The sequence below is a fragment of the Rhizobium sp. IBUN genome (assembly GCF_000510625.1).
GTDB lineage: Bacteria > Pseudomonadota > Alphaproteobacteria > Rhizobiales > Rhizobiaceae > Rhizobium > Rhizobium altiplani.
The window spans coordinates 52944-77098 of record NZ_AZNV01000003.1 but is presented as its reverse complement, the minus strand read 5'-3'; the positions used below and the strand labels follow the sequence as shown (position 1 = coordinate 77098).

Here is a 24155-nt window from a genome sequence, read left to right as displayed (position 1 = left end):
TCGATCCGGCGGGATGCCCAACGGCATCCCTCCGCTTCACCCGACATAACGGAAGAAGTCGATGAAGGCACGCAGAGCTGGCCGCATCTGGCGCCGGCTCGGATAGTAGATGAATGGCCCCGGATAGGGCGAACACCAGTCCTCCAGCACACGGACGAGCTTGCCGCTTGCCAGTTCGTGCTCGACGCGCAGGTCGAACAGATAGGCGAGCCCCACGCCATTCAGCGCCGCGATCAATCCGAGCCTGTCCTCACTGACGATCAGGGGACCATCGACTCCCACAACCAGTTCCTGGCCGTCCTTTTCGAATTCCCAGCGATAGATCGTGCCGTTTGTAAAACGCCGCTTGATGCAGCGGTGGTGAACCAGATCGGAGGGATGCAAGGGTTTCGGGTGCCGCTCAAAATAGTCGGGAGAACCCGCAATCACCGTGGTCAGATTCGGCGAGGCCCGCACGGCGATCATGTCCGCCTCGAGGCTCTCCTCCAGGCGAATGCCGGCGTCGAAACCTTCCCGAACGATATCGGTGAACCCATCCTCATTGGCGATTTCGAGGGTGATATCAGGATAGCGGTTCAGGAATTCGCCAAGCCGCGGCGCAAGCAGGATATCCGAAGCAAAACGCGGCGCGGAGATGCGCAGATTTCCGGCCGGCCTTCCACCCGCCTCGGTGACCGCTTCCAGCGCGATCCCGATTTCATCAAGCGCCGGCTTCAGGCGCTGCAGCAGCAGACGCCCCTCCTCCGTCGGCGCGACACTGCGCGTCGTCCGTGCCAGCAGCCGGACGCCGAGGCTTTCTTCCAGGCGCGAGATCGCGTGGCTGACGGCGGATGGCGCAATTTCAAGCTCCTTGGCGGCCGCGCGAAAACTTCGTCGTTCGGAAACGGCGGCGAGAACGACGAGTTGGGCAAGCTGCGTGCGGTTCATTGATCGATCAATTAGAACAGCCTGTTACAGATTGCACCTATTTTTTGAAGGCTGATGGGGCGCTAGGTTTCATCAGTACCCGGCATCGACCGTGGTTTGACCTTTCGCTCACAAAGGAGCCCGCATGAAAACCCGCAAACTCGGAAACGACCTTGAAGTCTCTGCCGTCGGCCTCGGCTGCATGGGCATGAGCTTCGCCTATGGCGCCAGTGACGAAAACGAGTCGATCAGGACGCTGAACCGTGCCGTCGATCTCGGTATCACCTTCTTCGACACGGCCGAAATGTACGGCCCCTACACCAATGAAGAGCTCCTCGGCCGGGCATTGAAGCCCGTGCGCGACCGCGTCGTCATCGCCACCAAGTTCGGCTTCAAGCTGGATCCGAATAAATCCGGCGCCGCGGCCCTGACCGGGGTCGACAGCCGCCCGGAAAACGTGAAGCGAGTGGCAGAAGCCTCTCTGAAACGGCTCGGCGTCGAAACGATCGACCTTTTCTACCAGCATCGTGTCGACCCCAATGTGCCGATCGAGGAGACCGTCGGCGCGATGGCCGAGCTGGTACGCGAAGGCAAGGTTCGCGCACTCGGCCTTTCGGAAGCCGGAAGCGCCACGATCCGCCGCGCCCATGCCGTCCACCCCATCGCAGCACTGCAGAGCGAATATTCGCTCTGGACCCGCGACCCGGAAAACGGCGTTCTCCACACCTGTCGCGAACTCGGGATCGGCTTCGTGCCCTATAGCCCGCTTGGCCGTGGCTTTCTGACGGGCGCGATCCAGAAGCCGGAGGATCTTGGCGCCGACGATTTCCGGCGCCAGCTGCCGCGCTTCCAGTCGGACAATTTCGACGCCAATGTCGCGCTCGTGGCCAAGCTCGAGGCACTCGCTAAGGAGAAGGGCGTGACCACCGCACAGCTGGCGCTCGCCTGGGTCCTGCACCAGGGCGACGACATCGTGCCGATCCCGGGCGCTCGCAAAGTGAACCATCTCGAGGAGAACGCCGCCGCAGCCGATATCGTGCTGAGCAAGACGGAGCTGACCGAACTGACAGAGACCATCTCGCTCGATCAGATTGCCGGCAAGCGCTACTCCGACGCGTCGCTCGCGATGACCAACCTCTAGCCGAAAGGCGGAGGCATCGATAGCCCCCTGCCGCATCCGGCGATCTTGCCGCACCCATTCGCTGCGCTATGCTATTGGGCATGTTCCTGGCGAGGTGAGACATGTCGGACCAGCAGGCAATCGAAGCAGTCGTCCATCTCTACGTCGAGGGCATGACCTTCGCCAACGAAGCTGCATTGCGGAAGGCCTTCCATCCGCAGTGCGACATCATCGGGCACTACGAGAACGCGGTCGAGTGGCTGAACCGGGAAGAATTCATTGCGGCGATCGTCGCCGAAGGTTCGGCACCACCCACAACCCAGCCGCACATGGACATCCAGATGCTTGACATCGTCGGCGATGCGGCGTGCGTGAAGGTCAGCGACGATTTCGCCGGCATGCGCTTCACCGATTACCTCTCGATGCTGAAAATCGACGGCCGCTGGACGATCGTCAACAAGCTCTACTATCTCCACACATAGAACAGCCGGCGAGACGATCGCCGGCCCAGCTTGCTGACAAGGCCTTATAGCATATTGGGATGGAAGCTCTCTCCGTCGTCACCCCGCCGATGAGCAGGGGTCCAGCGCGCGCAAGTCCTTGCGCGCAAAAGGCCTTTCGCACCGCAGACGCGGTGCCGCTGGATGCCGGCACAAGGCCGGCATGACGGAGAAACCGAACGTTCCGCAAAAAGAACACTTCGTCAGCAGTCGGAGCCGGCGAAATGATCGCCGGCCCTTTGCTTCAGAAGATGTTGGCCTCAGGCTCTGAGAACGCCACCGGTGAACTTCGTCACGCTGGCAACGATCTTCTCAGTCAGCGCCTCGAAATCCTCGTCGGTCAGCGTGCGCTCGACCGGCTGGATCTGCACTTCGATCGCTACCGACTTCTTGCCTTCACCTAGTAACGGACCCTCGAAGATGTCGAAGACATTGACTGATGTGACCAGCTTGCGGTCGGCACCGGTCGCGGCCTTGATGATCGCGCCGGCTTCCACCGACTTGTCGACCACGAAGGCAAAGTCGCGCTTGACGGCCTGGAAGGCAGACAGTTCCAGCGCCGGCTTGGTGCGGGTGGCCTTCTTCTTCGGCTCGGGCATGGCGTCGACATAGACCTCGAAGCCGCAGAGCGCGCCCGAGACATCGAGCGCTTCCAGCGTCGAGGGATGGAACTCGCCGAAATAGCCGAGCACGACCTTCGGACCCATCTTGATCGTACCGGACCGGCCGGGGTGGAACCATTCGGGACCGCCCCGCTCGATCTGGATGTTGCCCATCGGCAGGCCGCAGGCTTCGATCACGGCCAGCGCATCGGCCTTGGCGTCGAAGACGTCCACCGGCTTGCCGCCGCCCTTGGCAGCGTTCGACCACATGCGGCCGGCGCCTGACATCGATGCCGTGCCGCGACGGACGCCGCCGGCAACGCGGCGCTGGCCTTCCGGCCGGTCGTTCTCATAGGTGCCGGACACCTCGAAGATCGCAACGTCGCCATAGCCCTTGTCGCCATTCCGCTGGGCAGCCGTCAGCAGGCCGGGGAGCAGCGAGGGGCGCATGTCGGACATATCGGCAGCAATAGGGTTGGCAAGCTTGAGTGCCGGCAAGCCGCCGCCGAAGAGCTTTGCCTGATCCTCTGAGATGAACGACCAATTGACGGCTTCCAGCATGCCGCGCGAGGCAAGCGCGCGCTTGGCGATGCGAGTGCGGATCTGCAGCGTCGTCAGGATCCTGCCGTTGACGGCTGCATGGCTTTCCAACGGCGCCGGCTTGATGTTGTCGACGCCGTAGATGCGCATGACCTCTTCGACGAGGTCGGCCTTGCCATCGACATCGGGACGCCAGGAGGGAACGGCGACGGAAACGCGTTCGCCCGAACCGGTAACCTTGAAGCCGAGGCGCGTCAGGATCTCGGTGCTTTCCTGCGTGGAAACCTCAAGACCCGTCAGGCGCTTGACCTCGGAGAAGGGGAAGTCGACGATCTTTGCGTCATAACCCATGTAGCCGACGACCTCTGCCTTGGCGGCCGTGCCGCCGCAGAATTCGAGCACCAGCTCGGTGGTGCGCTCGAGACCGGGAACCATATACTCCGGATCGACCCCGCGCTCGAAGCGGTAGCGGGCATCGGTGATGATGCCGAGGCCGCGGCCTGATTTCGCGATGTTCATTGGATCCCAGAGAGCGCTCTCGATCAAGACGTCGGTGGTGTTCTCGTCGCAGCCGGAATGCTCGCCGCCCATGATGCCGCCGATCGACTCGATGCCATCGGCATCGGCGATCACGACATTATTCGGCCCAAGCTTGTACTCGCGCTGATCGAGCGCAAGCACCGTCTCGCCGTCCTTGGCGCGACGGACGGTCAGGTTGCCCTTGACCTTGGCGGCGTCGAAGACGTGCATCGGGCGACCCTGGTCGAAGGTCATGTAGTTGGTGATATCGACGAGCGCGTTGATCGGGCGAAGACCGATAGCGAGCAGACGCTGTTGCACCCATTTCGGGCTCGGGCCGTTCTTGACGCCGCGTACGAGACGCAGCGCAAAGCCCGGGCAGAGCTTCGGATCGTCAAGGTCGAGCGTCAGCCTCACCGGCGTCTCGCCTTCAACAGTGAAGGACGGTGCCGGGCGTGTCTTCAGCGTGCCGAGGCCGGAAGCAGCCAGGTCACGCGCGATGCCATAGATCGAAGTGCAATCCGGACGGTTCGGCGTCAGGTTGATCTCGATCATGGGATCGTCGAGATGCGCATAGGCGGCGTAGCTTTCACCAACCGGCGCATCCTCGGGGAGATCGATGATGCCATCGTGGCTGTCGGAGATCTGCAGCTCCTTCTCCGAACACATCATGCCGTGGCTTTCGACGCCGCGGATGTTGCCGACGGCGAGCGTCACGTCGATGCCGGGAACATAGGTGCCGGGGGCCGCGAACGCGCCGATCAAGCCGGCGCGCGCATTGGGAGCGCCGCAGACGACCTGGACGGGGGCGCCCTTGCCGGTATCGACGGAGAGAACCTTGAGGCGATCGGCCTGTGGGTGTTTCTCGGCGGTCAGGATCTTGGCGATGACGAAGGGCTTGAACGCCGCCTTGTCATCGACGTCCTCGACCTCGAGCCCGATCTCGGTCAGGCGGGTGCAGATTTCATCGAGGGTCGCATCCGTTTCCAGATGATCCTTCAGCCAGGAGAGTGTGAACTTCATAATCTCTATCCTCCCTTACGCGCTCAGGCCGCCGAACAGCGTCGGCATGTCGAGCGGGCGGAAGCCGTAATGGGTCATCCAGCGGACGTCGGCGTTGAAGAAGTCGCGCAGATCAGGCATGCCGTATTTCAGCATGGCGATGCGGTCGAGGCCCATGCCCCAGGCAAAGCCCTGGTATTCATCGGGATCGAGACCGCCGGCGCGGAGCACGTTCGGATGCACCATGCCGCAGCCAAGGATCTCCATCCAGTCGGTGCCTTCGCCGAACTTGACGATCGGACCGGAGCGGTCGCACTGGATGTCGACTTCGAAGGACGGCTCGGTGAACGGGAAGAAGGACGGGCGGAAGCGCATCGTCACACTGTCGACCTCGAAGAAGGACTTGCAGAACTCTTCGAGCACCCAGCGGATGTTGGCGACATTCGCCTTCTTGTCGACGACCAAGCCTTCGACCTGGTGGAACATCGGCGAGTGCGTGGCGTCCGAATCCTGGCGGTAGGTCTTGCCGGGGATGATGATGCGGATCGGCGGCTTCTGCGCTTCCATGGTGCGCACCTGTACCGGCGAGGTGTGCGTGCGCAGCACCTTCCGCTCACCGTTCTCATCCGGATTGAAGAAGAAGGTGTCGTGCATCTCTCGGGCCGGGTGGCCTTCCGGGAAGTTCAGTGCCGTGAAATTGTAGTAGTCGGTCTCGACATCCGGACCTTCGGCGATCGAGAAACCCATGTCGCCGAAGATCGCGGTGATTTCGTCGATGATCTGGCTGATCGGATGGATACGGCCGCGCTCGGCTGGCGAAGAGCGTACCGGCAGGCTGACGTCGACCGTCTCGGCCTTCAGGCGCGCATCGATCGCGGCCTTCTTCAGCTCCGCCTTGCGGTCAGTGATTGCGTCGGTGACGGCGTTCTTCAGTGCGTTGATGGCAGCGCCGCGCGTCTGGCGCTCTTCCGGCGTCATTGCACCGAGCGTCTTCAGGAGCTCGGAGACCGAACCCTTCTTGCCGAGCGCGCCAACACGCACGGCTTCGATCGCCGGCTCGTCGGCAGCGGCTGCCACATCAGACAGAAGTTGCTTTTCCAGGGTTTCGAGTTCGGTCATCTTTTCCTGCCTCGCTGGGCGTCAGTCTTGTCGATAATTCACGAAAACATGCATCGAATAGCTCAAGCGCCACGATGAAGCGTCGCAGATCACTACCCATGTGCACGCGGCCAATCAACCGGGCACACCACAAAAAGCCCGCGACGTCGAGAGAGGAACGGCCCATCGCGGGCAATGCCGTCTCAATCGCCATCGCGCCAAATGCAAAGAACCCGCGCAAGCCTGGCCAGCGCGGGTTCTAAATCATCGAAGCAAAAGCTCTGACAGCGCCGGCTTAGTTGACGGCTGCTTCAAACTCGTTCTTCGTACCGGCGTCCTTCAGGTACTCGAGAGCCTTCTTGGAGGCAGCAACGAGTGCACCGAATGCTTCCGGCTCATGGATTGCCATGTCGGAGAGAACCTTACGGTCGACTTCGATGCCAGCCTTGTTCAGGCCGTCGATGAAGCGGCCGTAGGTCAGGCCGAATTCGCGGACAGCGGCGTTGATGCGCTGGATCCAGAGGGCGCGGAAGTTGCGCTTGTTGATCTTGCGGTCGCGGTAAGCGTACTGCTTCGAACGATCGACAGCAGCTTTCGCAGCGCGGATGGTGTTCTTGCGACGGCCGTAAAAGCCCTTAGCGGCCTTCAGAACCTTCTTGTGCTTGGCGTGGGCGGTAACGCCTCTTTTTACACGTGCCATTTCATGATCTCCTTAATCTAAAAGCGTTCGCGGAATAGTCTTAGAGACCGTTCGGCAGGTAGTTCTTCACGACCTTGCGGCCATCGGGTTCTGCGAGAACCATCGTGCCACGTGCATCGCGGATGAACTTGTTGGTACGCTTGATCATGCCATGGCGCTTGCCAGCAGCTGCAGCCTTGACCTTGCCGGTCGCGGTGATCTTGAACCGCTTCTTGGCAGCAGACTTCGTCTTCATCTTGGGCATTTTGCTACTCCGTTTCTGGACCCCCTGCTCTTCATCAAAGAAGCCTTCTCGCGGTGCCCGGTTTCCGGCCGTCGCAAAAAGGTGCGGGAGCGTTTGTTGTTGATCTGCGGCTCCGGTGATGAACCGTTCCGCAAGCATTCGAAACCGCCACGGCATGCCCTGCCGGTCAGTTCGGACGCGCGCTTATAACCGCAGCGTCATAAAAGTGCAACGGGGCGGCCAATGAATCTTCTAAGCAATGGCGGGAGGCCGGCTCGCCATGGCCGGAAGCATCAGTTTCACCTGCAGACCGCCCCACCGCGAGGCGGAAAGATCGAGCCGGCCGCCGTAAGCCTCAAGGATATCGCACGAGATCGCCAGCCCTAACCCAGTTCCTGCCGTGCCTTCATCAATCCTGACACCGCGCTTCAGCATCAGATCGTAGCTACCAGGATCGGCGCCGGGTCCATCGTCGGAAACGCTGAGCACGACATCATCCTGCAAGCGACCGGCGGAAAGATCGATGCGCGTCCTGGCAAAGCGCACGGCATTGTCGAGTACGTTGCCGAGTGCCTCGGCGATGTCCGCGGGGTCCGCCTGAACCGTCAGGGCGGGGTCGATATCGAGATGCCAGTCGATCCCTTTCTCTTCGGTGAAAGGCGTCAGCACATTGACGAGCTTTCCTGCAATGCCGAGCAGCGACGTCGTGGCCATTTGCTCCACTCCCATGCGGGCGGCCTGCAGTTGTCGGTCGGCGCGCTGGCGGACCAGCTCGATCTGTTGCAGAGCCGTTTCGCGCTGGTCCTCGGGCAAGGCTTCAACCAGGTGAGACAGCACCGTGAGAGGCGTTTTCAAACCATGGGCGAGGTCGCTGGCACGCGCGCGGGCGCGCTCGATCGCCGTCTCCCGCTCGCTGAGCAGCAGGTTGATTTCACGAACCAGCGGCTTGACCTCGCTCGGCCCCTGCGCGCCGATATGTGAGCTGCGGCCGGCCCTGATATCCGCAACGCGCTCGCGAAGCCGCACCAGCGGGCGCAAGCCCACCCACCCCTGCAAGAACGCCGCGAGGAGCAGCATGCCGCCGGTCGAAAGCAGCATCAGCCGCAACGGCCGGTGATAGCTTTCAAGCGCCGCTTCCATCTCGGGCTTGGAGAAAGCCGCATAGACGGTGAAGTTCTTCTTTGCGGCGCCTTCGCCAAGCGCCATCGTCTTCATCGACACCAGCAGCGGCGAGCCATCCGGCCCGTCCGTTTCCCGGAACCCGCAATACATGTCCTTCGACAGCTCATCCGCGGTGATCTCCTCGTCCCACAGCGAGCGAGACCGCAGCGGCTCCCCGTTGCCACCGGGAGAGATCTGCCAGTAGCGGCCGCCGGCGGGGATCTGGAAGCGCGAGTCGGCAGGCTCGTTCTTCAATTCAAGAGCGCCATTCTCCACGCTGAGCCGCGCCGCCAGCGAATCCATCACCGACGTCATTTCGTTGGAATACTGGTCGGCCAGATAATCCGCGAACAGGTGGCTAAGCACCGCCCAGACGAGCATCAACGCCAGCGCGATCGCGACAAGCGCTCCGGCAGCGAGGCGAAAATGCAGCGAGTGGATCACCGAGGTCGCTCCGGAAGAACATAGCCGAAGCCGCGCCGGGTCTCGATGGCGTCGCTGTCCGTCTTCTTGCGCAGCCGCGCCACCATAGCTTCCACGGCATTCTTGGCGGCATCGTCATCACGGCCCTGAACCTGGCTCGCCAGTTCGGTCGGGCTCAGGACCTCACCGGGCTTGCCGATGAAAAGCGCTATCATCCGGTATTCGAGCGGACTGAGATCAAGTTCGCGTCCATCGAAAGTGACGCGCCTTGCGCTTTCATCGAGAGTGAAGCGGTTGGCGGATTTGACGCGCGATGCGATGGCGCCGGTGCGCCGCAGGAGCGCTCTCAGGCGAGCCAGCAGCTCCTCGGTACGAAACGGCTTCGGCAGATAGTCATCGGCCCCCGCATCAAAGCCGTCGACACGCTCCATCCACGAGCCGCGGGCAGTGAGAACAAGAACCGGCGTGTTCATGCCCGCGCCGCGCCAGCGTTTCAGGATCGACAGGCCATCCATGCCGGGCAATCCGAGGTCTAGGATGATGGCTGAATAATCGCCCGTCTCGCCCTCTTCCCATACAGCAGGCCCGCTTGCAAATACCTCGACGCGATAGCCTTCCCGCCCAAGCTTTTCGACCACATGGCCGGAAATATTGGGATCGTCCTCCGCCAACAGGATACGCATAGCCCCTACCCCCCCAGCAATGCTCCGTTGCGGGCGTCGACACGCAATGTCCTGATCGCGCCCGTCCCGTCGCGAACTTTCACTTGATACACATCGCCGAACATGGATCGATGGAGATTGACGTCGATGACCCGACCGTAGCGTTTTGCGTCGATCCGCTGCAGAACGGTCTTCAGCGGCAGGATCCGGCCCTCGCGAACGGCGTCGCGCGCGCGATCGGAATCGGTGTTCCGGCCGCCACTGCCGCGGCCGCTGCTACCGCCGCCTCCGCCTCCGCCGTGGTCGTCGCCGCCGTCATCATCCCCGTGATCGTCGCGGCCGCCACGACCGGAATTGGAACTGCCGCTGCCCGAGTTGGAACCCGAGGATCCGGGCGAACCAGAGCCCGACGAGCCGCTGCCTCCGCTCGAACCGCTCCCACCGCTGCTGCCGCCGCCATCATCGCTGCCACCATCCTTGGCCTCAGCATGGGAAACGAACATCGGGCCGGCCGCAGAGAGCGCTATGGCCAGCATCAACATCGTCATGAAACTGCGACGGCTTCTATTCATTGAACTTCAATGTACCTCAATGCTTCTGCAATCGCGGAACCTACACTGAACACTTTATCGCGACCAGACAAAGCTCCGACAAACCAGGAACTCCGCCGGGGCGCGGCGGAGTTCCTTCTTCCGAAGGGGTGGCCGGAAGACCGCGCCGGGCAGATTATTGCGCCGAAGCGGGAAGTATGTTGACGCTGGTGATTGCGCCAGGATTTCGAATAAAGTCACCTCTGTGAGGATGCGCGACCACCTCGTGTGCCCCATGCTCAAGCTCAACCTCGACCTCGAGGCGCCGGCCGAGTTGATCGACGGCGACAAGCGAACCGTTCAGCAGTCCCGTCAGGCTCGCTTCGGACACCGAAAGCGTCACTTCCGGGCGATTGTCGTTGCGGCCGCCGCGGTGCTCGCCAGGATTGTCGTCATTGGCGTCATGGTTGGCTCCGTCATCGCGTCCACGTCCACGGCCGTGATCGTCATCGCCGTCGTCATGACCGCCGCGACCGCTATGATCATCACCGCCACGCCCGCTGCCGCTGTTGTCATCACTGCCACCGCTATGGCTGGATCCACTGTTGCCGCTGCTGCTGCTTCCACCGCCATCATCGCTGCCGCCGCGAGCGAATGCCAACGACGAAAAATGGCCTGACGTGAACGTCTGCATTGTCGGGAGCGACAACGTCACCGCGATTGCGGCGACGGAAGCCAATAGCGCGTGTGAAATGGTCTTCTTCATGATCTTTGCCTTCTGCTCTCTTCTTGCTGAGAACAGATTGCCAAAGTCTCTCTGACAGACTGTTGAGTGCGTTTGTCAGCATCCTGTCAGATTGGTCCGACCACAGCCCCAAAATACAAAAGCCGCCCTTACGGACGGCTTTGATTGGAGAGTGGCGACGCGCCTCACTTCGGCGCGAGTACCATCATCATCTGGCGGCCTTCGAGCTTGGGCTCGGCTTCAACCTTGGCATATTCGGTCGTGTCGGCCTTCACCTGCTGCAGCAGCTTCATACCAAGTTCCTGGTGCGCCATTTCACGGCCGCGGAACTTCAATGTCACCTTGACCTTGTCGCCGTCTTCAAAGAAACGACCCATCGCCTTCATCTTCACCTCATAGTCATGGGTGTCGATGTTAGGGCGCATCTTGATCTCTTTAACTTCGACAATCTTCTGCTTCTTGCGCGCCTCGGCAGCCTTCTTCTGGTTGGCATATTTCAGCTTGCCCAGATCGAGGATCTTGCATACAGGCGGTTCGGCATTGGGGGAGATTTCCACCAGGTCGAGGCCGGCTTCCTCAGCCATTTTCAGGGCCTGGTCGGTGGGCACAACACCCAAGTTCTGTCCTTCAGCATCAATCAGCTGAACTCGGGGGATGCGAATTTCCCGGTTCGAGCGCGGCCCTTCCTTTACGGGCGCGTCGGCTTTAAAGGGTCTGCGAATGGTCGTATTCTCCTCGCGTTGTTTCGGATCGCTGCAGCCCGGGCACTCCCGATGACGGAAGTACAAATGTCGTTTCACCATTGCTGCAACGGAGTCGGTACCATCCTTTAGCGGAAAAATCACCTGCTGTCAGCCTGTCAAGAATCTGTTTTATAGGCCAAAACAACTGGAGTTCCGCGATGTCTGACGCAAATCTCACTTACAACCAACAATATCTTACCGTCGGACAGGGCGAAGCTGCGCGCGAGATCGCCTATATTGCGCGTAGCCAACCTGGCCAAACGGCCGGCCCAACCCTCGTCTGGCTCTCCGGATACCGCTCTGACATGAGCGGCAGCAAGGCGGTGGAGCTGGACAGGTTCGCGGCCGAAAACGGCCTTGCCTGCCTGCGCCTCGACTATTCCGGCCACGGCCTGTCCGGCGGCAAATTCACCGACGGGACGATCTCGCGCTGGCTCGAGGAGGCGCTTGCGGTAATCCTCCACGCGGCGCCCGAGCGCATCCTCGTCGTCGGCTCGTCGATGGGCGGATGGATTGCGCTCAGGCTGGCGCAGGAACTCGCCAAGCGGCAGGACGGGCCGAAGCTCGCGGGCATGGTGCTGATTGCGCCGGCTCCCGACTTCACCTCCGATCTGATCGAGCCGAACCTCACGAAGAAGGAGAAGGCCTCGCTGGCCGAGCGCGGCTACTTCGAAGAGCGGTCGGCCTACAGCCCCGAGCCAAACATCTATACGCGAACCCTGATGGAGGACGGGCGCGACAACGGCGTGCTCAACGGCATCATCGAGACCGGCTGCCCGGTCCATATCCTGCAGGGGATGAAGGATCCGGACGTTCCCTATCAGCACGCTATGAAGCTCGTGGAGCATCTCCCCGCCGACGACGTCGTGCTGACCTTCGTGCGTGATGGCGATCACCGGCTGTCGCGGCCCCAGGACATCGAGCGCATGCTCGCCGCCGTCAAAGGGCTTATCCGCTAGGCCAAACGATCCATATGTGCCAAATCCTAACGGATTTTAACCATATTGGCGGGTAGTGGCACCTTCCCCAGAAGTAACGATTGACTCTCCGAGCCTCCGTCCGTTAACTTTTTATTAACAATACATGGGCGATGCAAGGGAACAGCGGGCGTGCGGATCAAGGGTTTCGTCGTGGCCATGATGGCCATGTTTGCTATGTCTACAGCCGCAACGCCGGCTTCCACCAACAACCTCTCGATGGTTACTGGCGCTGCGACGTCCCAGCCGATCGGCCATTACGACTTCTGCCAGGGCCATCGCAATGAATGCGGCCCAAACCGCAACGTCTCGCCGGCCGAGATGTCGGAAGGGAAATGGGGAATGGTGCGGTCCGTCAACACGATGGTCAACAACAGCATCACGCCGATGACCGACAAGGAAATCTACGGCAAGGATGAGGTCTGGGCTTATCCGACGACTGCAGGCGACTGCGAGGACTTCGCCCTGCTGAAGCGCCGCATCCTGATACAGCGCGGAATTTCGCCGGCTAATCTTCTTCTCACGGTGGTCCGCAAGCCCGATGGCGAAGGTCATGCCGTGCTGACGCTGCGCACCAGCAACGGCGACTTCGTGCTCGACAACCTGGCGTCCAACATCAAGCCATGGTTCGACACGCCCTACTCCTTCATCAAGCGCCAGTCGAGCAACAATGCCGGTCGCTGGGTCACCATCGAAAATGGCCGCGACGTTCTGGTCGGTGCTTTGCGATAAGCGATAGTAGATTGAACGAAAAAGGCCGGCGAAACGCCGGCCTTTTTTATGCGCGACGCCAGTTAGCGCGTCATTCCGGCCCATCGCCTGTGCATTCGCGCGCCAGATCAATTCACCGCGTCGATCGCTCCGTAGTGCCGGAGCTCGCTTTACCCATTGCCGATCAGAATGCCGGCACCGAGAACGAGACCGCCGCCCACGACCACCTGGAAGGCAGCGCGCAGGAATGGCGTTTCCATAAATCTGTTCTGGATGAAGGCAATCGCCCAGAGTTCGAAGATCGCGATGATCACGGCCATCGTCGTTGCGATCCAGAAGTACGGGATGAGATAGGGCAAGGTGTGGCCGAGACCGCCAAGCGCGGTCATGACGCCGCAGGCGATGCCGCGCTTGATCGGCGATCCGCGGCCTGAAATCTTGCCGTCGTCATGTGCCGCTTCTGTGAAGCCCATCGAGATGCCGGCGCCAACCGAGGCGGACATGCCGACAAGGAAGGTCTGCCAGGTGTTCTGAGTCGCAAAGGCGGCTGCGAAGATCGGCGCCAAGGTCGATACCGAGCCATCCATCAAGCCGGCAAGGCCGGGTTGCACATAGGTGAGCACCAGTTGGCGGCGGGCAGCGTGATCTTCCTCCGCCTTGACGTCCGCCGGCGTGTGCTTGTCGACAAGCATGTGAGTAATGTCCTCATGGCCCTGCTCCGCCAAGGCGAGGTCACCGAGCAACTGCCGGGTCTGCGCGTCCGTGACGCGCCGTGCCGCTTCGACATAGAAGCGATAGGCCTGCTGCTCCATCGCTTCGGCTTCACCGCGGATTTTCTCGAGCGACAGGTTGCGTCGCAGCCAGTCGGGTTTGCGCTCATAGAAACCCTGAACATGTTCCCGGCGAATGAGCGTGATGCGTTCACCGAACCGCTGGCGATAGATTTCGATCAGGGACTTGCGATGGGTGTCCTCGACCTCGGCCATCTCTTCGAAAATTTTAGCGGACGCGGGATAGTTGCTGCGCAGCATGTCGGCGTAGGCGAGATAGATGCGCGCGTCCTCCTCTTCGGCCCCAATGGCCAGTGCGAGTATTTCCTGTTCCGACAAAGAATCGAACGAGCGCTTGGATGACCAAAAAAGCCTGGACAGCATGACAACCTCAATTTTAGAATTATTCTAAAATAGAGGTTGCCGGCGCGTCGGTCAAGTTTTCACAGGCATGGAAACCAGTGAATTGACGCATGGCCGCGGCAAGTAAAACGACGCACAGCTTCGCGTACGTGCACCGCCTTTAGCTGGCATCGGAAATAACGTGCACGCTACAGTCTACATCTACGCCGAAAGTGTATGATTATTGGGCAAAAAACCATAACAAAAGCGGGTTGAAATTTACAACTCATGGGATTGAGATATTATGGAAGGCGGGCATAGTACTAAGCGTATTGATTGCATTTATAAGGGAACATAACGGTGCCAGATCCGGTAGATATTATTGTTGGTAAAAATGTACGGACACTGAGGGCCAAACGACGCATATCGCAGCTGGAACTGGGAGAGGCGCTGGGGCTGACTTTTCAACAAATTCAGAAATACGAGAAAGGCACCAACCGCGTATCCGCAAGCAAGCTTCACCAGATCGCGGTTTTTCTGGGCGTTGATATTTCGGAACTGTTCGAGGGCGCCAACCCGTCTGACGGATCAGCGCGGCCAGGGCTGAGCCCCGAAGCCTATGAGCTTGCCCTGCACTATGACAAGCTTCGCTCTGCGGCAGGCAAGGAGGCCGTCAAGACCATCTTGTCGATCATGACCGGTGAAAGCTACATCGAGGCTTTGCGCTGAACCCTGTCGGTCAGTGCAACTCGCACGCGTGAAGCGCGATGAGCAAGTCGTCCTGCGTCCGATGGCCAGCATGGTAGAGATCGATCGCGATGCTCGCGATGGAAAGTCCCTGCTGGCTGCGCAGCTTGATGTTGCGCTCGGCACACCAGGAATAGAGCGCGCCGGCGAGCACATCGACATCATCGGACTGCAAAGACAAAGAAGTGGCTGCTGCCGTCATGGAAGTTGCCCTTGTTTTTGGTTGATCCCCGAAAGGATACTGGCCGCTTTGCTTCTATTTGCAAAGCGGCATTCACTGCCTGCGTTAACGCAAGGCAGACGTGCATTTTTGCTTGTTTCATAATGGAACACCCGGCAAGCGCCGGCGCTATTCTGACGCGACCCGGTACTCCAGCGAGGCCGAGCATGCCGCGATCGCATCCAGCATTTTCTCGAACCGCGGGTGATCACGCACCGAATCGAGGTCCGAATCATGCTTGAACCATAGGATGTGATAGCAGGACGATTGCGGCAGCAGTTCTTCCAACAGATCGAGTGCGGCGTCGCATTCGTCCAACAAAGCATAGACACACGCGATGTTGTATTGAGCAACGATGTCATCCGGATCAATCATCTGCGCGCGCTTGACCCACTCCTTAGCGCGTTCCGCATCGCCCATGTGAGCCAATGCGAGCGCACCGCGATGGGCCGGCCCCGAGTTTTCCGGATGCCGCTCCAAGGCCTCTTCCGCACGCTCGATGCAGACGCGCGCCCAATGCGCTCGCTCCTCCTCGAGACCAAGCGACCGGCATGCGCTCATCAGATGAATGGGCGAGAGATAGTCGTCGGGGCGGATCTCGGCCGCCCTAGTGAAGAAGGTGATTGCCCCCTCGAACTTGCCCTCCATGAAAAGAAAGCGACCATAGTGGAAATTCGCTTCATAGAGATCGGGCTCCAGCGCCAGCGCCTTTTCGAACTCGACAAGAGCCTCCTCGTCTCGCCCGTCCTGGTGCAGCGCCAGTCCGCGCGACGCATGCGCCTCGGCAAGATTCGGATCGAGCGCCAGCGCCTTGGCGCTCAGATTGAGTATCCCCTGCAGTGTAAACTCACCCGCATGCCAATCGCGCAGCGCCGACTCGCAATCCGCCATGCCGGCATAGGCACGGGCATATTCCGGATCCAACGCAACGGCCGTTGCAAACATGCGCCGGGCCAGAAGTAGATAGGGCCTTGTCCAGGTGTGAGACAGCTGTCGTCCACGCAGATAATAGGTGTAGGCCTCGACATTGCTTGTCGGCTCGGCTGCGATCGCCTGCCTCTCCTCGGGTAGCAGCTTGATCTTGAGTTGATCGACGATTGCGTGGGTGATCTCGTCCTGGATCGCGAAAATATCGGTGAGGTCGCGATCGAAGCGGTCCGCCCAAAGGTGCCCGCCATTTCTCGCATCGATCAGCTGTCCGGTGATGCGGACGCGCTGGCCGACCTTGCGCACGCTCCCCTCGAGAACGAAGTCGACACCGAGTTCCGACGCCACCTGCTTCACCTGCACGGACTTGCCCTTGTAGGTGAAGGCGGTGTTGCGGGCGACCACGTAGAGGTTCGACACCTTCGAGAGGTCGGTGATGATGTCCTCGGTGATGCCGTCGGAAAAATACTCCTGCTCGGCATCGCCGCTCATGTTGGTGAAGGGCAGCACGGCGACAAGCTGCTTGTGCTTTTTTCGGGCTGCGGTCAAAGCCGCCTTGTTCACTTTCAGTGGCAGCGCCCGCTGCGGCGAAATCATATAGACCCGGACCGGTTCCTTGATGTTCTTGAGGCGGTGTTCCCCGCGATCCTCGAAGGACAGGTCGAGCCGTGAGCCGACATGGTCCTTGACGGTGGCCGAAACGGCAATGCCTCCTGGCTCAGCAAGCGCCTCCAGCCGCGCAGCGACATTGACGCCGTCCCCGAAGATATCGCCCTCCTCGACAATGACGTCGCCGAGATGGATGCCGATCCGAAATTCGATACGTTTGTCTTCGAGCACCGACAGGTTTCGTTGCGCGGCCTCTCGCTGCACCTCATCGGCGCAGGCAACAGCATTCACGATGCTGGAGAATTCCGCCAGCATGCCATCGCCGGTCAGCTTGACGATGCGTCCGCGGTGCTGTGCAATCTTCGGATTGAGCAGCTCCGTGCGGCAGGTTTTCACCGCACTTAGCGTTCCGGATTCATCTATGCCCATCAACCGGCCATAGCCGACGATGTCGATTGCGAGGATGGCTGCGAGACGGCGTTCCAAGTGTCCCTCGACGCTATACAGTTTTCGTCACACTAATTTAGCCTTTTATTATCTTAATGTCCCACCATTCATTCGGTCGACCCGGGATAATAAGGTATTTTTGACGTTCGAACGTTGAGACAACCCTGCGTAGGCGACCTGACAAAGCAAACAACAAAGGCCCGGCTGCAGCAGCAACCGGGCCTTTGTTACATTTCATATAGGGTCGATCAGCCCTCGAAGAATTCCTTCATGCGCGCGAAGAACCCGGTCGATTCCGGATTGTTCTCCTTCGAGGAGAGCTGCTCGAACTCCTGGAGAAGTTCGCGCTGGCGCTTTGTCAGCTTCTGCGGAGTCTCGATCTGGATCTGGATATAGAGGTCGCCCGTCTGCGGCGAACGCAGCACCGGCATGCCCTTGCCCTTCAGGCGGAACTGCTTGCCGGCCTGCGTGCCTTCGGGCACCGTCACACGCGACTTCGTGCCATCGAGCGTCGCCACGTCAAAGGTGCCGCCGAGTGCCGCCGTCGTCATCGAGATCGGAATGGTGCAGTAGAGGTCGGCGCCGTCACGTTGGTAAAACTCATGCGGCTTCACCGACAGGAAGATGTAAAGATCGCCCGCCGGACCGCCGCGCATGCCGGCTTCGCCCTCGCCCTGCAGGCGGATGCGGGTGCCGTCTTCGATACCGGCCGGAATGTTCACGGACAGCGAACGCTCTTCGGTGACGCGGCCCTGGCCATGGCACTTCGTGCACGGATCGGGAATGATCGTGCCACGACCATGACAGGTCGGGCAGGTCCGTTCGATCGAGAAGAAGCCCTGGGCAGCGCGCACGCGACCCGAGCCCTGGCAAGTGCCGCAGGTCTTCGGCTGCGTGCCGGGTTTCGCACCCGAGCCGGAGCAGACGTCGCAAGTGATCGAAGTCGGCACGCGGATCTGCGCCGTCTTGCTGGAGAAGGACTCCTCCAGCGATATTTCCATGTTGTAGCGAAGATCGGCGCCACGCTCGCGGCCGCCCGAAGAGCGCTGCCGCTGGCGGCCACCGCCCATCATCTCGCCGAAGATATCCTCGAAAATGTCGGAAAATCCGCCGCCGCCAAAGCCGCCGCCCATGCCGCCGCCGCCCATGCCGCCATGCTCGAAGGCAGCGTGACCATATCGGTCATAGGCCGCACGCTTCTGCGGATCCTTGAGCATTTCGTAGGCTTCGTTGATTTCCTTGAACTTGCGCTCGGCGTCGTGGTCGCCCGGATTCTTGTCCGGATGGTACTTCATGGCGAGTTTGCGGAAGGCGCTTTTCAGCTCTTTTTCGTCCGCCGTCTTGGCGACACCCAGCGTTTCGTAAAAATCGGCTTTTGCCATTAAGGATTAGACCCCGGAAATGGTTTTCCGGCTGCCGTGGTGGGCAGCCGGAACGTCAGTTTCAAGCTAGACCGTCTCGTCTCGCTTAGGCGGACTTCTTGCGGTCGTCGTCCTTGACTTCTTCGTAGTCGGCATCGACGACATTGTCGTCGCCGGCTTCCGCGGATGCGTCTGCTGCCGCACCGCCTTCAGCCTGCTGTGCTTCGTAGATCGCCTGACCGAGCTTCATGGAGACTTCCATGAGGGTCTGGGTCTTTGCCTTGATGTCTTCAGCATCCGGCTCGGTTGCTTCGACGGCAGACTTCAGAGCAGCGATCGCATCGGAGATCGCGGTGCGGTCGGCCTCGGAAACCTTGTCACCATAATCCTTCAGCGACTTTTCCGTGGAGTGGATCAGGCTTTCAGCCTGGTTCTTGGCTTCCACGGCCTCGCGGCGCTTCTTGTCGGCTTCGGCATTGGCTTCAGCGTCCTTGACCATCTTTTCGATGTCGGCGTCGGAGAGACCACCGGAAGCCTGGATACGGATCTGCTGTTCCTTGCCGGTGCCCTTGTCCTTGGCCGAAACCTGCACGATGCCGTTCGCGTCGATGTCGAAGGTGACTTCGATCTGCGGAACGCCACGCGGTGCCGGCGGCAGGCCAACGAGGTCAAACTGGCCGAGCAGCTTGTTGTCGGCAGCCATTTCGCGCTCGCCCTGCGAAACGCGGATGGTGACGGCCTGCTGGTTGTCGTCGGCGGTCGAGAAGGTCTGCGACTTCTTCGTCGGGATCGTCGTGTTACGCTCGATCAGACGGGTGAAGACGCCACCGAGGGTCTCGATGCCGAGGGACAGCGGGGTTACGTCGAGAAGCAGAACGTCCTTGACGTCGCCCTGCAGAACGCCAGCCTGGATGGCTGCGCCGAGTGCCACGACTTCGTCAGGGTTGACGCCCTTGTGTGGCTCCTTGCCGAACAGCTGCTTGACGACTTCCTGGACCTTCGGCATGCGGCTCATGCCACCGACGAGAACGACTTCGTCGATCTCGGCTGGCGTGACGCCGGCATCCTTGAGAGCAGCCTTGCACGGTGCGATCGTGCGCTGGATCAGATCCTCGACCAGGCTTTCGAGCTTGGCGCGGGTCAGCTTCAGCGTCAGGTGCTTCGGGCCGGTTGCATCAGCGGTGATGAACGGCAGGTTGATTTCGGTCTGCTGCGAGGACGACAGTTCGATCTTTGCCTTTTCGGCAGCTTCCTTGAGGCGCTGCAGAGCCAGCTTGTCGCCCTTGAGGTCGATGCCGTTGTCCTTCTTGAACTCGGCAACGAGGTATTCGACGAGACGCATGTCGAAGTCTTCACCGCCGAGGAAGGTATCGCCGTTGGTGGACTTCACTTCGAAGACGCCGTCGCCGATTTCGAGGATCGAGATATCGAAGGTACCGCCACCCAAGTCGTAAACGGCGATGGTCTTGCCGTCCTTCTTGTCGAGACCGTAGGCAAGGGCTGCCGCCGTCGGCTCGTTGATGATGCGCAGAACTTCGAGGCCGGCGATCTTGCCGGCATCCTTGGTTGCCTGGCGTTGTGCGTCGTTGAAGTATGCGGGAACGGTGATGACGGCCTTTTCGACCTTTTCACCGAGATAGGATTCAGCGGTTTCCTTCATCTTCTGAAGGATCATCGCGGAGATCTGGGCAGGCGAATAGCCGGTGCCGCGGGCCTTGACCCATGCGTCGCCGTTGTCGCCCTTGGTGATCTCGAAAGGAACGAGAGCCTTGTCCTTTTCAACCGTCGGATCGTCGTAGCGGCGGCCGATGAGGCGCTTCACTGCGAACAGCGTATCCGTGGGGTTGGTGACTGCCTGGCGCTTGGCCGGCTGACCGACGAGGCGTTCGCCATCTTCGGAAAATGCTACGATCGAAGGCGTCGTGCGCGCACCTTCGGCGTTCTCAATGACCTTCGCGTCCTTGCCGTCCATGACAGCGACGCAGGAATTTGTCGTTCCGAGGTCGATACCAATTACTTTTGCCATGTCATTCTCTCCTTGAAGCAAGCTGTCGGAACCCCGAGAAGGCATTTCCCTGACAGCCCCTTACGGGATGGGTCTTTAAGATTAACGCAATCGTGATTGCGGTGATGCCGCGTATATAAGGAGCGGTTTTCGGGACTGCAAGGCGAGAACTAGCCAGAAAACCGGCAAAAAAAGCGCCCAACAGCTAATTTTGGCACGCACAGGACGATGGCGTTTTTCTGGCCAAAACCCGTCGACTATTGTCCCATGATCAAGTCAAGCAAGGTCGTCCGTTTCCGATGGTGCGCCGGCGACGGTTCAGGCTCGCCAATATCACCCGGCGGCAGCGCATCACCGTGGCCATAACCACCGTCATCGGCGATGTCGGCGGGCGGCACGGGACCGCCATTGACCGGGGCGATCGGCTGGCGTCTTGGCCGGTCATTCGCCTGTGGATAGCGCTCGGCGCTTTCACCAAAGACACCGGAGAGAATGCTGCCGATTGTCGTCGGCTCTTCAAGCGGCGGCGCCATACCGGGCTCCGCAGACGCCATCGGCTGGTCGCCGAAGCCGGGATTGGCTGCCGGATCAGCCATGAATTGCCCGTTGCCGAACAGTGGCGCCGGCGACAGTCCCTTGTGCGCGGCGACCATGAATTCCTGCCAGGCCTTGGCCGGCAAGCCGCCGCCCGTCACCTTCTTCATCGGCTTGCCATCGTCGTTGCCAAACCAGACGCCGGTTGTGAGGTTGCTGGTGAAGCCGACGAAGAGCGCGTCGCGCGAATTCTGGGTCGTGCCGGTCTTGCCCGCGGCCTGCCAACCGGAAAGCTTGGCGCTCTTGCCCGTTCCCTGGTTGATGACGCCCATCATCATCGTGTTCATGTTGGCGGCAATCGCTTCCGACAAGACACGGGGCGGGTTGTCGTAGGTATTTTCGTAGAGCACCTTGCTGCCGTCAGCCGTCGTTACGCGTCGGATCACATGCGGCGTCGCCTTGTAGCCGCCATTCATGAAGGCGGCATAGGCGCCGGTGAGCTCGGTCAGCGACACTTCCGACGTACCAAGAGCGATCGAGGCATTGGGCTGCAGTTCCGATTCGATGCCGAGGCGGTGCGCGAGCTTGATCACCTGGTCCGGCCCGTCATACATGACCAACTGGGCCGCGACGGTGTTCAGCGACTTTGCAAGCGCCGTCGCGAGCGTCACTTCGCCATTGTACTTCTTCTCGTAGTTCTCAGGCGTCCAATCGCCGATGCGGATCGGCGCGTCGTTGAACACCGAAAACGGCGTCAGACCTTTTTCCAACGCCGCTGCATAGACAAACGGCTTGAAGGACGAGCCCGGCTGGCGCTTGGCGGTGACGGCGCGGTTGAACTGGCTGTCGGCATAATCCCTGCCGCCGACGAGCGCGCGGATTGCGCCGGTGCCATCGAGTGAAACCAGGGCTGCCTGCGACGTATCGAGCTTGGCGCCATCCTTGCCGAGCACATCGTTCAGGGACTGCTCCGCGCGCTTCTCCAGCGTCTTGTCGATCGTCGTATCGACGACGATGTCTTCCTTGACGTCGCCGATCAGGCCAGGGAGCTGGTCCATGACCATATCCGCGACATAGTGGCCGGCGCCCGACCAGTAGCGCTTCGCCTTGGCTGGCGTCTGCGACATCGCGGTCTTCACCTCGTCGTCGGTGATATAGCCTTGCTCGCGCATCGTCTGCAGGACCACCTGCGCGCGGGCATTGGCGGCCTCGGGATCGCGCGCCGGCGACAGCCGCGACGGCGCCTTGACGAGTCCGGCAAGAAGGGCTGCTTCACCGAGGTTCACGTCGCGTGCGGACTTGTTGAAGTAGCGACGCGAGGCCGCTTCGACGCCATAGGCGTTCGAGCCGAAGAAGACGCGGTTGAGGTACATCGCAAGGATCTGGTCCTTGGTGTATTTCTGCTCCAGCCATAGCGCGAGCAGGACTTCCTGCACCTTACGCTCAAGCGTGCGGTCCGGCGACAGGAAAAGGTTCTTTGCAAGCTGCTGTGTCAGCGTCGAGCCGCCCTGAACCATGTGGCCGGTCGTCAGGTTGGTGACGAGGGCGCGTGCGAGGCCAAGGGGATCCACGCCGAAATGCGAATAGAAGCGGCGGTCTTCAATGGCGACGATCGCTTCCGGGATGTAGGGCGACATGTCTTCGAGCGCGAGCGCTTCGCCGCCCGTCGTGCCGCGATTGGCGATGACGCTGCCATCGACGGCAGTTATCTTGACGTTCGGCGGGCGATCCGGAATGGCCCAGGTGCTGGCGCTCGGCATGCGCGACCCGTAGTAGACGACGAGGCCAGCCACGCCGATCCCGGCCCAGATGCCGAAAACGATGCACCAGTAGAGGATGCGACGAATGAAGCCGAAGAAGCTTCCACCCTCGCGTTCGCGACGACCACGTCTGCGTCTTTCGGGTTGGCGCGCGCGAGACGATTTTGACGGCGATCGCTTGGTCGAACGTCCCCTGACGACACGGTCATCGGCGTCGAGCGAAAAATCGTCATCATCGTCGCGGTCGTCGCGACCGCTGAAGGAAGGTTCGATCCTGTCGCGTGATTTGCCTCTGCCCGCCATCTAGTACCGGTACGCCCCTTCTTCGCTCCTTGCGCGGCGACGCCGCAGAAACCGTGCTTTGCCAAACGGTTCTCCGCCCGGTTGAACTTTAAATGCGGCGATTTAAGGGGTGGTTAAGAAGTGGTTAGACCGGCCCGCCCTTGCCCCAACAATGTCAAATTTGGTTCAGCCCCCGTTCACCGAACCGGCTCTCTAATCCATGTGCAAGGGACTTGCATAACAGAGGTGCAGAGATGCGTATGAGAATGATTGCAGCTGCGATCGCCATGTGTGGATTTGGCGTTACCGCGGCTGAAGCGATGCCGGTCGCGCCGCTGAACGGCGTTGCGGCCAAGAATACGGTACTCGTCGATTACGCCTGCGGGCGCGGCTATCACCTGACCCGGTGGGGCAATTGCCGGCCGAACTGGGACCGACCGCCACCGCCGCGTTACGGCTGGCGCGCCGATCGCCGCTACGGATGGGGCGGCCCGCCGCGCCATGACTGGCGCTATGAGCGATCCTACGGATGGGATCGCCCGCCACCGTGGGTGCGCGGACGCGATTGGCGCTGATTAAGACAGCAAGGCCCGGGCCGCTCAGCCTGGGCTTTGTTATAATTCGTTTACCAAGCCCCGCTTTTTTGGCATGGCTGCCATTCGTTGCGACTGTCACAAATCTGACGTATAGCACGCCGAATTGCGCCTGAGATTAGCGCAGCATGCGCAATATGTAGGCATCCATGACCATCGACATTACCAAAAGCGAAGAATTCAAGCTGCGTGAAGTTTGGGACGTGCACGAGTTTGCACGCCGCTACAGGCTGACAAAAATGGAAGAGAGCCGCCTGAAGATGCTTCACGGCCCGTTCGCGGAATTGCGCGACCTCCTCGCCGGTCGGCAGCGTTCCGTTTCTCTCTGGTAACAGGGAACCATTAGCGAGCTGGTGGATTAATGCCCTAGCGAAACACGCCCTACACGTTTCGCTA

General features: G+C 60.7%; 23 protein-coding genes. 8 read left to right on the top strand and 15 right to left on the bottom strand.

All coding sequences use genetic code 11. The features are described 5' to 3' along the window. Positions 1 to 36: 36 nt before the first annotated feature. A complete protein-coding gene (locus tag RHIBUN_RS0104430; RefSeq protein ID WP_018855225.1) occupies positions 37 to 927 on the bottom strand; it encodes a LysR family transcriptional regulator in 891 nt (296 codons plus the stop codon). A gap of 124 nt (positions 928 to 1051) precedes the next feature. Between RHIBUN_RS0104430 and RHIBUN_RS0104425 the strand changes: the two genes are divergently transcribed. Then, on the top strand, positions 1052 to 2047 hold the full coding sequence (locus tag RHIBUN_RS0104425; protein ID WP_025658616.1) for an aldo/keto reductase: 996 nt from the start codon (positions 1052 to 1054) through the stop codon (positions 2045 to 2047). 101 nt (positions 2048 to 2148) lie between these two features. Further along, positions 2149 to 2508, top strand: a complete 360-nt coding sequence (locus RHIBUN_RS0104420; protein ID WP_018855227.1) for a nuclear transport factor 2 family protein — start codon at positions 2149 to 2151, stop codon at positions 2506 to 2508. Positions 2509 to 2786: 278 nt separating this feature from the next. On the opposite strand, the gene pheT is transcribed toward RHIBUN_RS0104420, so the two are convergent. The 7 genes from pheT to RHIBUN_RS0104385 all read right to left on the bottom strand — a co-directional run bounded on the left by pheT (position 2787) and on the right by RHIBUN_RS0104385 (position 10028). Then, complete coding sequence (pheT, locus tag RHIBUN_RS0104415) at positions 2787 to 5210, bottom strand: phenylalanine--tRNA ligase subunit beta (RefSeq protein ID WP_025658615.1); 2424 nt, start codon at positions 5208 to 5210, stop codon at positions 2787 to 2789. A 15-nt stretch (positions 5211 to 5225) separates the two neighbouring features. Beyond that, on the bottom strand, positions 5226 to 6308 hold the full coding sequence (gene pheS / locus RHIBUN_RS0104410) for a phenylalanine--tRNA ligase subunit alpha (protein WP_018855230.1): 1083 nt from the start codon (positions 6306 to 6308) through the stop codon (positions 5226 to 5228). 274 nt (positions 6309 to 6582) lie between these two features. Beyond that, complete coding sequence (gene rplT / locus RHIBUN_RS0104405; protein ID WP_007798644.1) at positions 6583 to 6987, bottom strand: 50S ribosomal protein L20; 405 nt, start codon at positions 6985 to 6987, stop codon at positions 6583 to 6585. Between the two features lie 40 nt (positions 6988 to 7027). Continuing rightward, complete coding sequence (gene rpmI / locus RHIBUN_RS0104400) at positions 7028 to 7231, bottom strand: 50S ribosomal protein L35 (RefSeq protein WP_007529267.1); 204 nt, start codon at positions 7229 to 7231, stop codon at positions 7028 to 7030. Positions 7232 to 7462: 231 nt separating this feature from the next. Further along, positions 7463 to 8815 (bottom strand): HAMP domain-containing sensor histidine kinase, encoded by a 1353-nt coding sequence (locus tag RHIBUN_RS0104395; protein WP_025658614.1) that lies wholly within the window; start codon positions 8813 to 8815, stop codon positions 7463 to 7465. Next, positions 8812 to 9477 (bottom strand): response regulator transcription factor, encoded by a 666-nt coding sequence (locus RHIBUN_RS0104390; RefSeq protein ID WP_025658613.1) that lies wholly within the window; start codon positions 9475 to 9477, stop codon positions 8812 to 8814. The genes RHIBUN_RS0104395 and RHIBUN_RS0104390 overlap by 4 nt, the downstream gene beginning before the upstream one ends. Positions 9478 to 9482: 5 nt before the next feature. Beyond that, complete coding sequence (locus tag RHIBUN_RS0104385; RefSeq protein WP_025658612.1) at positions 9483 to 10028, bottom strand: hypothetical protein; 546 nt, start codon at positions 10026 to 10028, stop codon at positions 9483 to 9485. 253 nt (positions 10029 to 10281) lie between these two features. On the opposite strand from RHIBUN_RS0104385, the gene RHIBUN_RS36295 reads away from it, so the two are divergent. Continuing rightward, on the top strand, positions 10282 to 10665 hold the full coding sequence (locus RHIBUN_RS36295; protein ID WP_025658611.1) for a hypothetical protein: 384 nt from the start codon (positions 10282 to 10284) through the stop codon (positions 10663 to 10665). 251 nt (positions 10666 to 10916) lie between these two features. On the opposite strand, the gene infC is transcribed toward RHIBUN_RS36295, so the two are convergent. Beyond that, positions 10917 to 11453, bottom strand: coding sequence for a translation initiation factor IF-3 (infC, locus tag RHIBUN_RS0104370; protein WP_025658610.1), 537 nt, complete (start codon positions 11451 to 11453; stop codon positions 10917 to 10919). A gap of 179 nt (positions 11454 to 11632) precedes the next feature. Here infC and RHIBUN_RS0104365 point away from each other — a divergent pair, with 179 nt between their 5' ends. Together RHIBUN_RS0104365 and RHIBUN_RS0104360 are read left to right on the top strand one after the other, a co-directional pair. Beyond that, positions 11633 to 12433, top strand: a complete 801-nt coding sequence (locus tag RHIBUN_RS0104365; RefSeq protein WP_025658609.1) for an alpha/beta hydrolase — start codon at positions 11633 to 11635, stop codon at positions 12431 to 12433. Positions 12434 to 12583: 150 nt separating this feature from the next. Further along, positions 12584 to 13183: a transglutaminase-like cysteine peptidase gene (locus tag RHIBUN_RS0104360; RefSeq protein WP_025658608.1), complete on the top strand. Its 600-nt coding sequence runs from the start codon at positions 12584 to 12586 to the stop codon at positions 13181 to 13183. Between the two features lie 149 nt (positions 13184 to 13332). Here RHIBUN_RS0104360 and mbfA read toward each other — a convergent pair whose 3' ends face one another. Continuing rightward, positions 13333 to 14316: an iron exporter MbfA gene (gene mbfA, locus RHIBUN_RS0104355; protein WP_018855239.1), complete on the bottom strand. Its 984-nt coding sequence runs from the start codon at positions 14314 to 14316 to the stop codon at positions 13333 to 13335. A 318-nt stretch (positions 14317 to 14634) separates the two neighbouring features. Here mbfA and RHIBUN_RS0104350 point away from each other — a divergent pair, with 318 nt between their 5' ends. Continuing rightward, positions 14635 to 15003, top strand: coding sequence for a helix-turn-helix transcriptional regulator (locus RHIBUN_RS0104350; RefSeq protein WP_018855240.1), 369 nt, complete (start codon positions 14635 to 14637; stop codon positions 15001 to 15003). Between the two features lie 10 nt (positions 15004 to 15013). Here RHIBUN_RS0104350 and RHIBUN_RS0104345 read toward each other — a convergent pair whose 3' ends face one another. The 5 genes from RHIBUN_RS0104345 to RHIBUN_RS0104325 all read right to left on the bottom strand — a co-directional run bounded on the left by RHIBUN_RS0104345 (position 15014) and on the right by RHIBUN_RS0104325 (position 23187). Beyond that, the gene (locus RHIBUN_RS0104345; protein ID WP_025658607.1) at positions 15014 to 15223 is read right to left on the bottom strand and encodes a hypothetical protein; all 210 of its coding nucleotides are present in this window, start codon (positions 15221 to 15223) and stop codon (positions 15014 to 15016) included. Positions 15224 to 15370: 147 nt separating this feature from the next. Beyond that, positions 15371 to 17284 carry a tetratricopeptide repeat protein gene (locus RHIBUN_RS0104340; protein WP_245271632.1) on the bottom strand — a complete coding sequence of 638 codons (1914 nt, stop codon included), beginning with the start codon at positions 17282 to 17284 and terminating at the stop codon, positions 15371 to 15373. Positions 17285 to 17472: 188 nt separating this feature from the next. After that, entirely contained in the window at positions 17473 to 18606 is a 1134-nt protein-coding gene (gene dnaJ, locus RHIBUN_RS0104335; protein ID WP_018855243.1) for a molecular chaperone DnaJ, read from the bottom strand. A gap of 85 nt (positions 18607 to 18691) precedes the next feature. Continuing rightward, entirely contained in the window at positions 18692 to 20611 is a 1920-nt protein-coding gene (gene dnaK / locus RHIBUN_RS0104330) for a molecular chaperone DnaK (RefSeq protein ID WP_018855244.1), read from the bottom strand. Between the two features lie 236 nt (positions 20612 to 20847). Then, positions 20848 to 23187, bottom strand: a complete 2340-nt coding sequence (locus tag RHIBUN_RS0104325; protein WP_025658606.1) for a transglycosylase domain-containing protein — start codon at positions 23185 to 23187, stop codon at positions 20848 to 20850. 233 nt (positions 23188 to 23420) lie between these two features. On the opposite strand from RHIBUN_RS0104325, the gene RHIBUN_RS0104320 reads away from it, so the two are divergent. Together RHIBUN_RS0104320 and RHIBUN_RS0104315 are read left to right on the top strand one after the other, a co-directional pair. Further along, a complete protein-coding gene (locus RHIBUN_RS0104320; RefSeq protein WP_025658605.1) occupies positions 23421 to 23741 on the top strand; it encodes a hypothetical protein in 321 nt (106 codons plus the stop codon). 167 nt (positions 23742 to 23908) lie between these two features. Continuing rightward, positions 23909 to 24091, top strand: a complete 183-nt coding sequence (locus RHIBUN_RS0104315; protein WP_018855247.1) for a hypothetical protein — start codon at positions 23909 to 23911, stop codon at positions 24089 to 24091. The last annotated feature ends 64 nt before the right edge of the window (positions 24092 to 24155 follow it).

Coding starts and splice junctions, on each gene's coding strand:
- RHIBUN_RS0104430 (WP_018855225.1), bottom strand. CDS start 927: ATGAACCGCACGCAGCTTGCCCAACTCGTCGTTCTCGCCGCCGTTTCC.
- RHIBUN_RS0104425 (WP_025658616.1), top strand. CDS start 1,052: ATGAAAACCCGCAAACTCGGAAACGACCTTGAAGTCTCTGCCGTCGGC.
- RHIBUN_RS0104420 (WP_018855227.1), top strand. CDS start 2,149: ATGTCGGACCAGCAGGCAATCGAAGCAGTCGTCCATCTCTACGTCGAG.
- pheT (WP_025658615.1), bottom strand. CDS start 5,210: ATGAAGTTCACACTCTCCTGGCTGAAGGATCATCTGGAAACGGATGCG.
- pheS (WP_018855230.1), bottom strand. CDS start 6,308: ATGACCGAACTCGAAACCCTGGAAAAGCAACTTCTGTCTGATGTGGCA.
- rplT (WP_007798644.1), bottom strand. CDS start 6,987: ATGGCACGTGTAAAAAGAGGCGTTACCGCCCACGCCAAGCACAAGAAG.
- rpmI (WP_007529267.1), bottom strand. CDS start 7,231: ATGCCCAAGATGAAGACGAAGTCTGCTGCCAAGAAGCGGTTCAAGATC.
- RHIBUN_RS0104390 (WP_025658613.1), bottom strand. CDS start 9,477: ATGCGTATCCTGTTGGCGGAGGACGATCCCAATATTTCCGGCCATGTG.
- RHIBUN_RS0104385 (WP_025658612.1), bottom strand. CDS start 10,028: ATGAATAGAAGCCGTCGCAGTTTCATGACGATGTTGATGCTGGCCATA.
- RHIBUN_RS36295 (WP_025658611.1), top strand. CDS start 10,282: ATGCTCAAGCTCAACCTCGACCTCGAGGCGCCGGCCGAGTTGATCGAC.
- RHIBUN_RS0104365 (WP_025658609.1), top strand. CDS start 11,633: ATGTCTGACGCAAATCTCACTTACAACCAACAATATCTTACCGTCGGA.
- mbfA (WP_018855239.1), bottom strand. CDS start 14,316: ATGCTGTCCAGGCTTTTTTGGTCATCCAAGCGCTCGTTCGATTCTTTG.
- RHIBUN_RS0104345 (WP_025658607.1), bottom strand. CDS start 15,223: ATGACGGCAGCAGCCACTTCTTTGTCTTTGCAGTCCGATGATGTCGAT.
- dnaJ (WP_018855243.1), bottom strand. CDS start 18,606: ATGGCAAAAGCCGATTTTTACGAAACGCTGGGTGTCGCCAAGACGGCG.
- dnaK (WP_018855244.1), bottom strand. CDS start 20,611: ATGGCAAAAGTAATTGGTATCGACCTCGGAACGACAAATTCCTGCGTC.
- RHIBUN_RS0104325 (WP_025658606.1), bottom strand. CDS start 23,187: ATGGCGGGCAGAGGCAAATCACGCGACAGGATCGAACCTTCCTTCAGC.
- RHIBUN_RS0104320 (WP_025658605.1), top strand. CDS start 23,421: ATGCGTATGAGAATGATTGCAGCTGCGATCGCCATGTGTGGATTTGGC.
- RHIBUN_RS0104315 (WP_018855247.1), top strand. CDS start 23,909: ATGACCATCGACATTACCAAAAGCGAAGAATTCAAGCTGCGTGAAGTT.